Consider the following 14965-nt stretch of genomic DNA (forward strand, 5'->3'; position numbering starts at 1 on the left):
ATGAGCTTCCTCGAAGTCGACGACCTGAAGGTGACGTTCACGACCGAAGACGGCGTGGTCCGGGCGGTGGACGGCCTGTCGTTCGCCGTCGAGCAGGGCCGCACGCTCGGCATCGTCGGCGAGTCCGGCTCCGGGAAATCCGTCACCTCGCTGGCCGTGATGGGCCTGCACCGCACCTCGCACGCCGACGTCACCGGCCGCATCGTCCTCGACGGACAGGACCTGGTGGCCGCCGACCCGGACGTCGTGCGGCGGCTGCGCGGGCGGCGCATGGCGATGATCTTCCAGGACCCGCTGACGTCCCTGCACCCCTTCTACACGGTCGGCTGGCAGATCGACGAGGCGTACCACGTCCACCACCCCAAAGCCGGCCGCCGCGAAGCGCGCACCCGCACCGTGGAGATGCTGCGCCGGGTCGGTATTCCGCAGCCCGACCAGCGCGCCGACGACTATCCGCACCAGTTCTCCGGCGGCATGCGGCAACGCGTGATGATCGCGATGGCGCTGGTCAACGACCCCGACCTGCTGATCGCCGACGAACCGACGACCGCGCTGGACGTGACCGTGCAGGCGCAGATCCTCGACCTGATCCGGGACCTCCAGCAGGAGTTCGGCTCGGCGGTCATCATCATCACCCACGACCTGGGCGTGGTCGCCGAACTCGCCGACGACGTCCTGGTCATGTACGCCGGCAAGTGCGTCGAGAACGGCCCCGCCCGCGCGGTCTTCGACTCCCCCCAGCACCCCTACACCTGGGGCCTCCTCGGCTCCGTGCCGCGCATGGACCGGGAGATCCAGGACCGGCTGATGCCGATCGCCGGGGCGCCGCCGAGCCTCATCCGGCTGCCGCGCGGCTGCGCGTTCCACCCCCGCTGCCCGTTCGCCCGGCTGAACGGGACCCGCTCCTACGAGGACGTCCCGGAACTCCGCGACACCGGCCAACCCGACCACCGCGTGGCCTGCCACCTGGACGCGGAAACCCGCGCCCGGCTGTTCCGCGAGGAGGTGGCACCGAAACTGTGAAGAGCCTGCGCTCGTCCCCCGAACCCGCTCCCGCCGCCCACGGAGACGGAGACGGCCCGCTGCTGCGCGTCTCCGAACTCGTCAAGCACTTCCCGATCCGGCACGGCGTCCTGCAGCGCCAGATCGCCGCGGTGCGCGCCGTCGACGGCATCGACTTCGAAGTCGCCCCCGGCCAGACCCTCGGCATCGTCGGCGAATCCGGCTGCGGCAAATCCACCACCGCCCGCCTGATCATGCGCCTCGACGAGCCCACCGCGGGCCGCATCGAGTTCGAGGGCCACGACATCACCCACTTGAGCCGCGGCGCGATACGGCCGCTGCGCCGCGACCTGCAGATGGTGTTCCAGGACCCGTACTCGTCACTCAACCCGCGGCACACCGTCGGCGCGATCGTCGGCGCCCCGTTCCGCCTGCAGAAGGTGAAGACGGAGAACGGCGTCAAGCGCGCCGTGCAGGACTTGCTGGAGCTGTGCGGGCTCAACCCCGAGCACTACAACCGCTATCCGCACGAGTTCTCCGGCGGCCAGCGGCAGCGCATCGGGGTGGCGCGGGCGCTGGCACTGCGGCCGAAGATGATCGTCGCGGACGAGCCGGTGTCCGCGCTCGACGTGTCGATCCAGGCCCAGATCGTCAACCTGCTCGACGACCTGCAGGAGGAGCTGGGGCTGACCTACGTGATCATCGCGCACGACCTGGCCGTCGTACGGCACGTGTCGGACCGGGTCGCCGTGATGTACCTCGGCAAGATCGTGGAGGTCGGCGGACGGAATTCGCTGTACGGCGCGCCGATGCACCCGTACACCGTCGCGCTGATGTCCGCGGTCCCGGTGCCGGAGCCGGGCGGGCGGGACCGCGCCAAGCGGATCCTGCTGAGCGGCGACGTGCCGTCGCCGGTGAACCCGCCGCCCGCGTGCCGGTTCCACACGCGCTGCTGGAAAGCGCGGGAGATCTGCCGCCGCGAGGAGCCGCCGCTGCGGGAGCTGCGACCCGGGCACATGGTGGCGTGCCATTTCCCCGAGCACGCGCCCGACGAGGCGCAGGTGCCGGGGACGGTGGCGGCTCCGCCCGGATGACCTCCGGGAGGCGGCAGGACGGCGGGGCCGGCAGGTTGGGCCGGCCCCGCCGCCGTGGCTCGTGACAGCCTCGCGGCTTACTCCTGCGGGAGCAGGCCGAGGGATTCGGCCCGCTTGCCCAGGGCGCCGCCGTTGAACCGGGTCCACTGCTCGCGCAGCACGCCGGGCCCGTACTCCTGGGAGCCGCCGAGGGATTCGGCGAGGATCTGGAGCTGGGCGCCTTCCTCGAGGAGCACGATGTACTCGACGGTGGCGAGGAAGCCGCGGCTGCCCCACACGGTCGCGCCGCCGTTGGCTTCGAGGATGGCGGGCGGCGGGATCTCCTCGGTCAGCCGTTCGAGGATGAAGTCGACCTGCGAGCCGCGCCGGTCGATGTACGTGGGGATCTCGCGGGCGAGCGTGTCGCGCTGCACGGGCACGTACCGGATCGGCAGCGGCCGGTGGCTCTGCGACCAGGCGCCGAGGTACGGCGAGTGCACGTGGATCACCGTGGTGATGTCCGGGTGCGCGGCGAGGACGCGCTGGAATCCGAAGCCGCGGGCGGCGTTGGCGTCGCCGAGGTGCACGGTGCCGTCGAAGCCGACCACCGACGGGGTGACGCTCTGGTCGACGGCGAACGGCCCCGGGTACGTCAGGGTCACGAAGAGGTCGTGCCCGGGGATCCGCTCGACGCCGCTGACGGTGCCGTTGGCGGTGATGGTGCCTATGCGGCGGAGGACCTCGAAGGCGTGCTCGGCCTGAGCCTTGGCGTTGGCGACGAACTCCAGCACGTCGGCCGAGAGTTCGGTGGTGGTCTGCGGGGCGGTGATGGTCACGGGGGATGCCTTTCCTGAACGGAGGGGGTGGTCAGACCGCGGACAGCGCCGCGGGCGCGTCGGGGGCGGTGAGGTCGTGCGGGCCGCGGAGCAGCGGGAGGACTTCCTCGCCGATCCGGTAGGCCTCTTCGAGGTGCGGGGTGGCGGCGAGGATGAACGCGTCGACGCCGAGCGCGATGAGGTCGTCGAGACGTTCGGCGACATGCTGGTAGCTGCCGACCAGGCCGAACGCCGGGCCGGGGCGCAGCAGGCTGAAGCCGCCCCACACGCCGGGCGCGACGGTGAATCCGGCGGGGTCGCGCAAGGACGCGCCGGCCAGGAAGCCGCCGGTGCGGGCGGCGCCGACGGAGTCGCCTTCGCGGCCGCGGAGGAAGCCGTCGGCGGCCGCGTCGTCGACGTTCTCCCAGCCGCGCCGGACCTCGCGCCACGCGGCGGCTTCGGTCTCCCGGGCGAGGACGTCGACGCGGACCGCGAACTTGGGCGGCGGGCTGCCGGTCTTCGCGCAGTGCTCGCGGACCGCGTCGAATTTGCGGGCGAGCTGGTCGAACGGTTCGAGCCAGGACAGGTAGTAGTCGGCGTGCCGTCCGGCGGCGTCGATGGCGGCGGCGGACGAGCCGGAGAAGTAGATCTCCGGGAAGTCCTGGGCGGCCAGCGGGGAGGGCAGGCCGCCGCCTTCGACCCGGTAGAAGCGGCCGTCGAAGTCGAACGGGCCGCCGTCCCACACGCCGCGCAGCACGTCGAGGAACTCGGAGGTGCGGGCGTACCGGTCGTCGTGGGCGACCTTGTCGCCCCACCACAGTTGCGCGGGTCCGCCGCCGCCGGTGATGACGTTGAAGACGGTGCGGCCGCCGGTGGCGCGCTGCAGCGACGCGGACATGCGGGCGGCGTGCACGGGGTTCAGGAACCCGGGCTGGAAGGCGATCATGAACCGCCAGGTGCGGGTCTCGCGGGCCAGCGCGGCGGCGCTCGCCCACGGGTCGTCGGTCATCGGGAAGGACGGCAGGAGTCCGCCGTAGAACCCGGCCTGTTCGGCGGCACGGGCGACGTCGGCCATGTGGTCGAGGTAGGTGAAGCCGTCGGGTGCGCCGCGCCGGAGGCCGGGGGCGATGCTGCCGGGGCGGACGCGGTCCCAGTCACCGCGGGTCTTGTCGGGGTGGCGCAGCGACTCCTTGTCGCCGCCCATGCCGATACGCCAGTAGATGTCGATGCTCATGCGCTCGCCTTCGCGGGGGTGGGCGCGGCCGCGTGCAGGCGCGGCAGCAGGTGTTCGCCGATGCGGTAGGCCTCTTCGGCGGCGGGCCGGGCGGCGAGGAAGAAGCGGGTGATGCCGAGGGTTTCCCGGTACTCGGCGAGGCGGGCCGCGACGCCGTCGTACGAGCCGACGAGCCCGGCCGTGTCGCGGTGTCCGAACGCGTCGAAGCCGTGCCACACGACCGCGTTGTCCGCGGCACTGAGCCCCGCGCCGGTGCCCGCGCCCGTCCCCGCGCGCCGGGTCAGCGCCTCGGCGGCCTCGTTGGCGTCCTCCCGGACCAGCAGCGGCACGCGCAGCCCGATGCCGATGCCGTCGCGGCGCGCGCCGGCCGCGGCACGCAGCCGGGCGATGTGGCCGGCCAGCACGGCGGGGTCCGCGTCCAACGCGAACACGTGGACGTCGGCGTGTTTGGCGGACAGCGCGAGCGCCGCATCGCTGGTGCCGGTCAGGTGCACGCGCGGGAACGGCACGCCGGACAGCGGGCCGAAGAACCCGCCGGCGACGACCTGGTGGAACCGGCCTTCGTAGCTGAACGCCCGCTCGTGCCACACGCCGCGCGCGACGGTCAGGAACTCGTCCGCGCGGGCGTACCGGTCGTCGCCGGTCACGAAGTCGCCGAGCGCCCGCTGCGCCGTCTCGTCCGCGTCGACGACGACGTGCCAGTCGAGGCGCGCGTCGGTGAAGCGCTGCAGGGTGACGGACAGCTTGGCGGCATAGACCGGAGTGGCGAACCCGGGATGGAATTCGGCGCCGACGCGCAGCCACCGCGACTCGCGCAGGAGGGTCCCTGCGGTGATCCAGGAATCCTCGCCCGCCGGGTCGTACGGAACCGTGACGCCGTCGAACCCGGCGACGTCGGCAGCCCGGCCGACCGCGGACAGGTAGTCGAACGCGCCGAACCGGTCGCCGCGTTCGTCGCGGAACGCGGGCCGGAAGGTGCGCTGTTCGGCCGGGTTCCAGCCGCCGCGCGGCCAGTGCGCCGGGTTCGTCTCGCGGCCGTCGCCCGCGACGGGCACCGTCCAGTGGTACTCGGGTTCGTGGTGGGTGCGGGTCATGCGGTCAGCTCCCCGGCGTGTTCGGCGGCGACGATCTCGCGGGCCCGGGCGAGCGGCTCGTCCGCGGTCCACGCGGCGAGGTCGACATCGGCCGCGAGGAAGCCGTGTGTGAGCAGGAAGTCCTTTTGGATGCGCAGCAGTTCGCGGCGCTCCTCGGACAGGTCGGGGTGCAGTGCGGTGTGGAAGCCGGGCCGGTAGGCGCGATCGACGCCGTCGCTGCCGGAACCGGTCTCGGCGGCGAGGACGCCGCGGACGTCTTCCGGGTTGGCGGCCGCCCAGTCCGCGGCGCGGAGGGTCTGGACGAGGAAGCGGACCACGAGGTCTTCGCGTTCGGCGAGGAGGTCTTCGTGGACGGTGATGGGGCGGGGCGTGCCGTTGTTGACCCGGAAGCGCCGGTCGGCCGCGGCGTCGAGGTCGACGGCGACGACGGCGCCGATCCGGGCGGCGTCCTCGGCGGACCGGGCGCCCTTGACATACACGGCGTCCACCTCGCCCGCGGCCAGCGCGTCGAGCCCCGGCCAGGGCTCCCCGGTGCCGGGCCGGGCGGGCCACCGGGCGGTGGTCGGGCCGCTGCGGGTACCGCTCGCGACCTCGACGAACCGCACGTCGGCCAAGCCGAGCCCGGCGGTGGCGAGCGCCCCGGCGAAGCCGTGCAGGGCCATCGCGCGGGGGAAGCTGCCGGCGCGGGAGTCCGCCCACGCGGGCAGGGCGACGCGGGCGCCCTTCAGTCCGGCGGCGTCGGTGATGCCGGAGTCGGGACGGACCAGGATCGACTGCCACTCGTCGATCCACGTCAGCCCGATCAGCCGGCTCGGGGCGCCCTCGGAGCGGGCGGCGAGCGCCGGCACGTTTCCGCCTTCCCGGAACAGGCCGACGAGCTGGTGGTCGAAGTGGTGCCGGGCGAGTTCCGCGGGCCCGTCCTGCAGCACTCCGAACGCGAGCCCGTCGCCGGTGAACTCGGCGGCGAGCGTGCCGCGGTGCAGGGCCAGGCCGCTCGCGGTGGGGACGGGGCAACGGGTGTACCAGACGGTGTCGAGGGACTGCGTGGTCATCGGGACTCCTTCGGGTCGGGTGCGGCCGGTGCCTGCGATGCCGGCGGGGCCGGGTCGTGGACGCCGAGTTCGGCGAGCAGGCGGCGGCGCAGCGCGGTGAACGCCGGGTCGTCGGTGCGCCGGGGCCTGGGGAGGTCGACGCGGACGTCGACGGCGAAGCGGCCGTCGCGGAGCACGGCGATGCGGTCGGCCAGGCGTACCGCTTCGTCGACGTCGTGGGTGACGAGCAGCACGGCGGGGCGGTGCCGGGCGTACAGGTCGCCGACGAGGTCTTGCATGTGCAGCCGGGTCAGTGCGTCGAGCGCCGCGAACGGTTCGTCGAGGAGCAGGAGTTCGGGCTGCCGGACGAGCGCCCGGGCGAGCGCGACGCGCTGCGCTTCGCCGCCGGACAGCGTGGCGGGCCAACTGCGTTCCTTGTCGGCGAGGCCGACTTCGGCGAGCGCGGTGCGGCCTGCGTCGCGGGTTGCGTCGCCGCGGCGCTGCCCCAGCGTGACGTTGGGCAGCACGCGCAGCGTCTGGACCAGCCGCGGCTCCTGGTAGACGATCGTGCGCCGCGGCGGCACGAGGACGGAGCCCGCGTCGGGGGTCTCCAGGCCGGCGAGCAGGCGTAGCAGGGTCGTCTTGCCGGTGCCGCTGGGGCCGAGGAGGACGACGAACTCGCCGGGGCGGATGTCGAGGTCGACGGCGTCGAGGACGCGTTTGGCAGGGGTCTTCTTGGTGCCGCCGTAGGTCTTGCCGACCCCGCGGAGCCGGACGGCGACGGGGCTCGTGGCCGGGGAGCCGGCGGGGGCGGTCAGCGCATCGTGAGGTGCCGCTGCCATGGCATGGCCGTCCTTTCCACGAGGCGGATCAGGGAGTCGACGGCGAGGCCGAGGAGGGCGTACAGGACGATGCACAGGACCATGTAGTCCGGGCGGTAGTACTGCTGGGCGAGGGACACCAGGTAGCCGATGCCTTCGGTGGTGCCGACCTGTTCGGCGGCGATCAGCGCGGTCAGGCTGATGCCGAGGGAGATGCGCAGGCCCATGAGGATGTTCGGCAGTGCGCCGGGCAGCACGACGGTGAGCGCGAGGCGCGGGCCGGTGAGGCCGAACCCGCGGGCGGCTTCGACGACTTTGCGGTCGACACCGCGGACGCCGAGGTAGGTGTACGCGTACATCGGCGCGGACGCGGACACCGCGATCAGCACGATCTTGAACGTCTCGTCGACGCCGAACCACGAGATGAACAGCGGCACCAGCGCCAGGAACGGCACGACCCGCTTCATCTGCATCGTGGTGTCAATCAGTTCCTCGCCGAGCCGGGAGAACCCGCTGACCAGCCCGAGCAGCAGTCCCGAGCCCGCCCCGAACAGCACGCCCAGACCCACGCGTTTCGCGGACGCCTCGGTGTAGTCGGCGAGCTGCCCCGTCTCCCACAGTTCGCGGAACGCCGTCACCACCGACCCCGGCGATGCCAGGACGTTTTTGTCGACGCGGCCGGACGCGGACAGCCACCACCACAGCGCCAGCAGCCCCACCGGGAGCAAGGCGCGCACCGCGAGGGACGTCCAGCGGCTGCGGGGCCGGTCGCCCAGGAACCGGGGGGTGACGAGGCCGGACGTGTCCTCCGCGCCGGTGCCGGGACGTTCCTTCGCTGGCCGGGGGCTCGTCACGACGCTCATGCCGGGACCTTCGACCAGTCGAAGACGACGGCGGCAGGGTCGACCGGGTTGGGCAGCACGTTGTACTTCTTGAACAGCGCGGCGACCTTCTCGATGCTCGCGTTGTCCTCGGCCTTGGGCAGCCGCGGCGGGTTGGTGTAGCGGGCGGTCTCGACGTTGTCCTGGAGCCGGGCGCCGGACGCCGCGCGCGGGCCCTTGTCCTCGAACACGTTCTGGAACTTCTCGGGGTTGGCCCGCAGTTCGGCGGTGAGGTCCTGCACGACCTTCAGGTAGGTCTGGATGGCCTTGGGGTTCTCGGCGAGGACCTTGTTCGACGCGACGGTGATGCCGAGGTCGTCCGACGGCAGGTCGCGGCCGCGGAAGATCGGCCGTGCGCCCTGCGCGAGCGCCTCGGGGAACGCGTCGACGATCGCGACCCACGCGTCGACCTTGCCCGCGGCGAACGCGCCCGCGGCCTGGTCGGGCTGCATGTAGACGCGCTCCACCTTGTCGACCGGCACGCCGGCTTGTTCCAGCGCGAGCAGCAGCAGGTACTCGCCGTGCCCGGCGCGGTTCACCGCGACCCGCTTGCCGACGAGGTCCTGCACGTTCTTGATCGGGCTGTCCGGCTTGACGACCAACCCGTCTCCGGCGCCCGCACGTTGGTCGGTCACCGGGTCGCCGAACGAGAAGATCTTGATGTCGGGTGTGGACGACAGGTAGCCGAGCGCGGGCGAGATCGCGCCGCTCTGCACGTTGACCGCGCCGGCCCGGATCGCCTCGGTCGCCGCGGTGAACGAGGCGTAGTGGCCGCCCCATTCGACGCGGGCGTTGACCTTGCGGAGTTCCCGGTCGAGGATGCCGGTCTTCTTCGCGTACGCGAGGACGCCGGCGTTGCCCGGGTCGATGAGCTTGAGGACGGTCTGCGCGCTGCCGTTGTCCGTCGCCTCCGAATCCCCGCCGCAGGCGGTCGCGGTGAAGGCGAGCGCGGCCGCGGCGACCGCGGCTCCGGCGCGTCGGAACCAGCGCAACTTCGTCGTGGACATGGGGAATTCTCCTCGGAAACGAAATACGGGTGCGGCGGGGCACGGGCAGGTATGCGGGCGCGCCGGGTCGGCCCCACGGGCACGGGAAGCCCGGCGGGCGGAATCGGTTGCTGCGAAAAGCCGTCGGCGGGAATAGGTGTCCGCGCGGACGGGGGAGAGAAAAGCCGTGGCTGCGGCGGGGGCCAGCGCCCCTGCCGGATCAGCACCGGATCACGGCCGGATCAAGGCCGGTTCAACGCCGGTTCAACACGGACAGAGTGCGCTACGACACGGAGCCATCGGGGAGGGGCCGGTCAGCGGGTTCTTCGACACCCGTTGAACTTAACAAGCCGCGCCGCGGCACCACAACGGAATCCGGGGCTCCGGATCCGTTTTCCCGAATCCGGAAACAACTCGGCAATACGGGGTTATCAGGCGGCGCGAAAAGCGGTTCGGGGCAGGGGATTCGCGTCCCACGAGGCCGCGCGAAACCGCAGGGGGCGGGGTTCCGGACGGCGCGTGCGGGCGGCACGGGCTGCGGGCCGGGGCGGTGGTGGGCAGGGGCGGGGCGCGGGCGCGGGCGGGGGTGACGGGGCGCGGGGGCCGCGGGCGCAGGCCGAGGCGGGCTCGGGCCAAAGCGGTCGCGGGCACGGACACGGGCATGGACAGGGGCACGGGCGCTAGCCGCAGACTCAGGCCGACGCTGCCTCACGCCAACACAGGCGGAGCGGGAGGCGAAACGCGTCGAGCGGATCGGGGACGGGGCGGGCTGGGGCGCGGGCGGGTGCCCTGGTCGGCTGCCAGGCGGCGGTCGGGGCGGCGCTGCGCCGCAACGCCCGTCCGCCGTGCGGGGATCGGTGTCCGCCGCGTCCCTCTCGGTCGGCCGGCACAAACCGGCCGCAACGCCCGTCCGTCGTGCGCGGAGCGGCGTCCGCCGCGTCCCTCGCGGTCGGCTCGGCACAAACCTCCGGCCAGGTCGCGGGGGGTCGACCTGGCCGGAGGGGCCTGGGGGTCGTGCGGTGGATCAGGTGGCGCGGTGGGTGTTGCGTTCGCGGCGCGCGAGGTTGCGTTGGCGGCGGGAGCGGAGGAGCTCGAAGGCGAGCGGCAGCAGGGAGACGACCACGACGACGGCGACCAGCGGGAGGAGGTAGCGGTCGACGTTGGGGATCGACTTGCCGAGCCCGTAGCCCGCCAGGACCAGGCCGACCGCCCAGACCACGCCGCCGGCGACCTGCCACACGGTGAAGGTGCGGACCGGGACGCCGAGCACGCCCGCGAGCGGGTTGAGCACGGTGCGGACCACCGGGACGAAACGCGCCAGCACGATGGCTTTCGCGTGGCCGTACTTGCCGAGGATCTCTTCGGCCCGGCCGACACCCTCGTGCAGGCGCGGGTTCTTGTACCGGTCGAGCAGCGCGCGGCCGCCGCGGCGGCCCAGCAGATAGCCCGCCTGCGCCCCGAGCAGCGCGCCGCCGACCGCCGCGACCAGCACCTGCCACAGCGAGAGGTGGACGTTCCCGGACGCCCCCGGCACGCACAGCAGGCCCGCGGTGAACAGCAGCGAGTCGCCCGGCAGGAAGAACCCGACCAGCAGGCCGGTCTCCGCGAACAGCACCACGGCGATGCCGAGCGCGCCGAACGCGGACAGCAGCGAACCCGCGTCCAGGACATTGACGGCAAGTCCCGCGGCAGACGGCGGCATGGAGGGGTTCCCTTCGGGGGTACGGCGAGGCATCCGGCCGCGGCAACGCGGTCGACACACCACACACCATGCCCACAGGCCGCTGAGAATCCGCTGAGAGAGAACCCGACGCGGCGCTCCCCCGCACCCGGGCCCGCCGGTGGCACGCTGGGGGCCGCCGGAGATCCGGCCCGACCACGGTCAAGCCATTCGGAGGAAAGGACACGCCATGGCGGACACACCCGAGGTGACCGACGTCCCCGACAAGAAGCGGTACGAGGCACGGTTGGACGGCGCCCTCGCCGGCTTCGCCGACTACCTGCGCACGCCCGACGTGATCGCCTTCGTGCACACCGAGGTCGACCCCGCGTTCGAAGGCCGCGGCGTCGGCAGCGCCCTCGTCCGCGCCTCGCTCGACGACGCCCGCCGCGCCGGCACCAAGATCCTGCCGGTCTGCCCGTTCTACTCGGGCTGGATCGCCAAGCATCCCGAGTACCAGGACCTCGTCTACCAGAGCACCAGCACGGTCAAGGACTAGCAGTACCAGGCCGTGTCCGGGCCGGACTCGGCCTGACGGGGCCCGGCTGCGCGGTACGCGCGCCGGTGCCATGCTGGGCGGATGGGCCTCGGCGCACCGCGCCGCCGCCCACCGCCCGGGGACTCGGGGCAGGGCATGCGGCGGCCCACACGGCCGCCGACGTCAGCAACCGGCCGCGGACGCACCCGCGGCACCGATGGTCGATCGGAACGCCCCCCATGAGTCCGACGCGAACCCTGGCAGCACTCCCGTGCGGCCGCCGCAGCAAGTGGGCGGTCGTCGTCCTGTGGCTCCTCCTCGTGGTGGTCGCGGGCCCGCTCGCCGGCAAACTGTCCGGCGCCGAGGACAACCAGGCGTCCAGCTGGCTGCCCGGCAACGCCGAGTCGACGAAAGTCCTCGACGAACAGAAGTCCTTCCAGCCGGTCACGACCCTCGACGCCGTCGTCGTCTACCAGCGGCCGTCCGGCATCACCCCGCAGGACCAGGCCGAGGCGCAGCGCGACGCGGCCGCGTTCGCGACCGCCCCGCACGTCGTCGGGCCCGTCGTCGGACCGGTCGTCTCGCGGGACGGCCAGGCGATGCAGACCGTCGTCCCGATCGAGATCGGCACCAGCGGCTGGAACAACCTCTCCCCCGCCGTCGACCGACTGCGGTCCGTCGCCAACACCGGCGACCTCGGCATGGCCACCCACGTCACCGGCCCCGGCGGCGTCGGCGCCGACCAGTCCAAGGCGTTCGAAGGCATCGACAGCACCCTGCTGACCGCCACCGTCGCCGTCGTGGTGATCCTGCTCCTGCTCACCTACCGCAGCCCCGTGCTGTGGATCTTCCCGCTGCTGTCCGCGGGCGTCTCGCTCGCCGTCTCGCAGGCCGTCATCTACCTGCTCGCCAAGCACGCCGGGCTGACCGTCAACGCGCAGAGCGCCGGCATCCTCATCGTGCTCGTTCTCGGCGCGGGCACCGACTACGCGCTGCTGCTCACCGCCCGCTACCGGGAAGAACTCCGCCGCCACGAGGACCGGCACGAGGCGATGGCGCAAGCCCTGCACCGTGCGGGCCCGGCCATCCTCGCCAGCAGCGCCACCGTCATCGTGTCGATGCTGTGCCTGACCGTCGCGGAGATGAACTCGACGAGCGGCCTCGGCCCGGTCTGCGCGATCGGCGTCCTCGTCGCCCTCGCCGCGATGCTCACCCTGCTGCCCGCCCTGCTGGTGGTCATGGGCCGCTGGGTCTTCTGGCCGGTCAAGCCCGCCTACGGCACCCCCGAGCCGACCCGCACCGGGCGCTGGGCGCACATCGGCGCGTCGATCGCCCGCCGTCCGCGCCGCATCTGGATCACCACCGGACTCGCGCTCGGCGTGTGCGCGCTCGGCCTGACGTCGCTCAACGCCAATGGCCTCACCGTCGCGGGCAGCTTCACCGGAAAGCCGGACTCGGTCGTCGGCCAGCAGGTCCTCGCCGACCACTTCCCGGCCGGCACCGGCGACCCGCTGTCCGTCATCGGCAACGCCGGGCAGATCCCCGCGGTCGAAGCCGCGGTCCGCGGCACCCCCGGCATCTCCGCGACCACGCCGCCCGCGTTCGCGAACGGCCGCGCGTTCTTCCAGGCGGTCTCCACCGACCGGCCGGACAGCCAGGCCGCCAAGGACACCGTCGACCGGGTCCGCGACGCGGCCCACGCGGTCCCGAACGCGGACGCCAAGGTCGGCGGCGGCGCCGCGATCAACCTGGACGCGGGCCGCGCCGCGGCTCACGACAACCGGGTGATCATCCCGCTGGTGCTCGGCGTCGTCCTGATCATCCTCGGCCTGCTGCTGCGCGCGATCGTCGCACCGCTCGTGCTGATCGCGACGGTGGTGCTGTCGTACGCGGCCGCCCTCGGCATCAGCGCGTTCGTCTTCGCGCACATCTTCCACTTCAGCGGCCAGGACCAGGCGTTCCCGCTGTTCGTGTTCGTGTTCCTGGTCGCGCTCGGCATCGACTACAACATCTTCCTGATGACGCGCGTCCGCGAGGAGACCGCGAGACGCGGCACCCGCGACGGCGCGGTCACCGGATTGGCCGCGACCGGCGGGGTCATCACGTCGGCGGGCCTGATCCTCGCCAGCACGTTCGCGGTGCTCGGCACGCTGCCGGCCACCGGGTTCGCCGAGATCGGGTTCGCGGTCGCGCTGGGCGTGCTGCTCGACACGCTGGTGGTCCGGTCGATCCTGGTCACGGCGATCACCGTCGACCTCGACCGGCACATGTGGTGGCCGAGCCGGCTGTCGAAGGAGCCGACGTGGACGGCGGTGGGGTCGCCGGACTCCAGTCGGGTGCGGTAGCGGGCACACGCGCCGGCATGCGGCCCGATCCGCGGTTGGCGGCCGACGGCCGGGGAACCACGAGAGGATTCCCCAACGAAAGGACATGCGCATGCGTGTCGTCATCGCCGGCGGCCACGGAAAGATCGCCCTCCTGCTCGCCCGCGTGCTCGCCGACCGCGGCGACGAAGTCCTCAGCCTGATCCGCAAACCCGAGCAGTCGGGCGACATCGAGGCGGCGGGCGCCACGCCGGTGGTCCTGGACTTGGAAACCGCGTCGCGCGCGGCGGTCGCGGAGGCCCTGGCAGGTGCCGACGCGGCGGTGTTCGCCGCGGGGGCGGGGCCGGGCAGCACGATCGACCGCAAGTACACCGTCGACAAGGGCGGCTCGGTGCTGCTCGCGGACGCGTGCGAAGAAGCGGGGACCGGCCGCTTCGTGCAGATCTCCTCCATGGGCGCCGGTGCCCCCGCGGCCCCGGGCGGCGATCCCGTCTGGGCGGCCTACATCGACGCGAAGACGCAGGCCGAGGACGACCTCAAGGCGCGCGGCGGCCTGGCCTGGACCATCCTGCGTCCCGGCGGACTCACCGACGACGCGGGCACCGGCACGGTGACCCTCGCGGCGCCGCCCGTACCGCGCGCCTCGGTGCCGCGCGCGGACGTCGCCGGGGTCATCGCCGAACTGCTGACCGCGCCGGGCACCGCCGGGCTGACGCTCGAACTCCGCTCGGGACCGATGCCGATCCGCGACGCGGTCGCGGCGGTGGCACGCAACTGACGCTCGCGGACCGGGCTGCCGGCCCGGGGTGGCCTTCCGCGCCCCGGGCCGGACCCGCTCACACCGGCTCGTGCTCGTGCACGTAGGACGCCGCCTCCGCCGCCGCGACGTCCGCGTCACCCGCCCGGATGGCCTCGACCAGCCGCGTGTGGTCCATCAGCTCGCCCGGCACCAGGTCGGCGCCGACGTCGACGCGGAGCCAGTCGCGCAGCAGCTCGCCCAGGTCGGCGTACAGCTCGGTCAGGACGTCGTTGTGCGCGGCCGCGACGACCGTCATGTGCAGGCTCGCGTCCGCCGTGACGAACGCCTCCGCGTCGCCGCTCTCCCACGCCTCGTCGCGCCGGGCCAGCGCGGTGTCCAGCAGACGCAGGTCCTTCGCGGTACGCCGGGTCGCGGCAAGCCGGGCCGCCGACGACTCCAGCATCGACCGGACCTCGGCGATGTGCCCGGCGTCCGCGCCCGCGAACCGGCGGTGCATCACCCCCGACAGCTCGCTCGTCGCCACGACGTACGTGCCGGACCCCTGCCGGATGTCCAGCAGCCCGTTGTGCGCCAGCGCGCGCACCGCCTCGCGGACCGTATTGCGGGCCACCCCCAGTTGCTCGACCAGCTCCGGCTCGGTCGGGATACGCGAGCCCACCGGCCACTCCCCCGACATGATCTGCGCACGCAGCTGCGCGGCGACCTGTTCGGAGAGCGCGGCACGGCGCGGTGCGGACAAAGGCATG

At 73.1% G+C, this 14965-nt stretch carries 14 protein-coding genes; 5 read left to right on the top strand and 9 right to left on the bottom strand.

Annotated features, from left to right (window positions below):
* Positions 1 to 1023, top strand: coding sequence for an ABC transporter ATP-binding protein (locus tag ACPA54_RS05590; protein WP_345676579.1), 1023 nt, complete (start codon positions 1 to 3; stop codon positions 1021 to 1023).
* Complete coding sequence (locus ACPA54_RS05595) at positions 1020 to 2096, top strand: ABC transporter ATP-binding protein (protein WP_423527373.1); 1077 nt, start codon at positions 1020 to 1022, stop codon at positions 2094 to 2096. Before ACPA54_RS05590 ends, ACPA54_RS05595 begins: the two co-directional genes overlap by 4 nt.
* Before the next feature lie 77 nt (positions 2097 to 2173).
* On the opposite strand, the gene ACPA54_RS05600 is transcribed toward ACPA54_RS05595, so the two are convergent.
* From ACPA54_RS05600 to ACPA54_RS05635, 8 genes are all read right to left on the bottom strand, one after another.
* Entirely contained in the window at positions 2174 to 2911 is a 738-nt protein-coding gene (locus tag ACPA54_RS05600) for a class II aldolase/adducin family protein (protein ID WP_423527375.1), read from the bottom strand.
* A 31-nt stretch (positions 2912 to 2942) separates the two neighbouring features.
* Positions 2943 to 4124 carry an LLM class flavin-dependent oxidoreductase gene (locus ACPA54_RS05605; protein ID WP_423527377.1) on the bottom strand — a complete coding sequence of 394 codons (1182 nt, stop codon included), beginning with the start codon at positions 4122 to 4124 and terminating at the stop codon, positions 2943 to 2945.
* Positions 4121 to 5218: an LLM class flavin-dependent oxidoreductase gene (locus ACPA54_RS05610; protein WP_423527379.1), complete on the bottom strand. Its 1098-nt coding sequence runs from the start codon at positions 5216 to 5218 to the stop codon at positions 4121 to 4123. The genes ACPA54_RS05605 and ACPA54_RS05610 overlap by 4 nt, the downstream gene beginning before the upstream one ends.
* Positions 5215 to 6270, bottom strand: coding sequence for an ABC transporter substrate-binding protein (locus ACPA54_RS05615; protein ID WP_423527381.1), 1056 nt, complete (start codon positions 6268 to 6270; stop codon positions 5215 to 5217). The genes ACPA54_RS05610 and ACPA54_RS05615 overlap by 4 nt, the downstream gene beginning before the upstream one ends.
* Positions 6267 to 7091 (bottom strand): ABC transporter ATP-binding protein, encoded by an 825-nt coding sequence (locus ACPA54_RS05620; RefSeq protein WP_423527383.1) that lies wholly within the window; start codon positions 7089 to 7091, stop codon positions 6267 to 6269. The genes ACPA54_RS05615 and ACPA54_RS05620 overlap by 4 nt, the downstream gene beginning before the upstream one ends.
* Positions 7064 to 7933: an ABC transporter permease gene (locus ACPA54_RS05625; RefSeq protein WP_423527385.1), complete on the bottom strand. Its 870-nt coding sequence runs from the start codon at positions 7931 to 7933 to the stop codon at positions 7064 to 7066. The genes ACPA54_RS05620 and ACPA54_RS05625 overlap by 28 nt, the downstream gene beginning before the upstream one ends.
* Positions 7930 to 8958: an NrtA/SsuA/CpmA family ABC transporter substrate-binding protein gene (locus ACPA54_RS05630; protein ID WP_423527386.1), complete on the bottom strand. Its 1029-nt coding sequence runs from the start codon at positions 8956 to 8958 to the stop codon at positions 7930 to 7932. Before ACPA54_RS05630 ends, ACPA54_RS05625 begins: the two co-directional genes overlap by 4 nt.
* A 1003-nt stretch (positions 8959 to 9961) precedes the next feature.
* Positions 9962 to 10639: a DedA family protein gene (locus ACPA54_RS05635; protein WP_423527389.1), complete on the bottom strand. Its 678-nt coding sequence runs from the start codon at positions 10637 to 10639 to the stop codon at positions 9962 to 9964.
* A 208-nt stretch (positions 10640 to 10847) separates the two neighbouring features.
* Between ACPA54_RS05635 and ACPA54_RS05640 the strand changes: the two genes are divergently transcribed.
* The 3 genes from ACPA54_RS05640 (at position 10848) to ACPA54_RS05650 (ending at position 14237) form a co-directional block, all read left to right on the top strand.
* Complete coding sequence (locus ACPA54_RS05640; RefSeq protein WP_423527391.1) at positions 10848 to 11156, top strand: GNAT family N-acetyltransferase; 309 nt, start codon at positions 10848 to 10850, stop codon at positions 11154 to 11156.
* A gap of 218 nt (positions 11157 to 11374) precedes the next feature.
* Positions 11375 to 13480 carry an MMPL family transporter gene (locus ACPA54_RS05645; RefSeq protein ID WP_423527392.1) on the top strand — a complete coding sequence of 702 codons (2106 nt, stop codon included), beginning with the start codon at positions 11375 to 11377 and terminating at the stop codon, positions 13478 to 13480.
* A 91-nt stretch (positions 13481 to 13571) separates the two neighbouring features.
* Positions 13572 to 14237, top strand: a complete 666-nt coding sequence (locus tag ACPA54_RS05650; protein WP_423527393.1) for an NAD(P)H-binding protein — start codon at positions 13572 to 13574, stop codon at positions 14235 to 14237.
* A gap of 58 nt (positions 14238 to 14295) precedes the next feature.
* On the opposite strand, the gene ACPA54_RS05655 is transcribed toward ACPA54_RS05650, so the two are convergent.
* Complete coding sequence (locus tag ACPA54_RS05655) at positions 14296 to 14964, bottom strand: FadR/GntR family transcriptional regulator (RefSeq protein WP_423527395.1); 669 nt, start codon at positions 14962 to 14964, stop codon at positions 14296 to 14298.
* Between the last annotated feature and the right edge of the window lies 1 nt (position 14965).

Source organism: Uniformispora flossi (genome assembly GCF_049534875.1).
In the GTDB taxonomy this organism is placed as follows: domain Bacteria; phylum Actinomycetota; class Actinomycetes; order Streptomycetales; family Streptomycetaceae; genus Yinghuangia; species Yinghuangia aomiensis.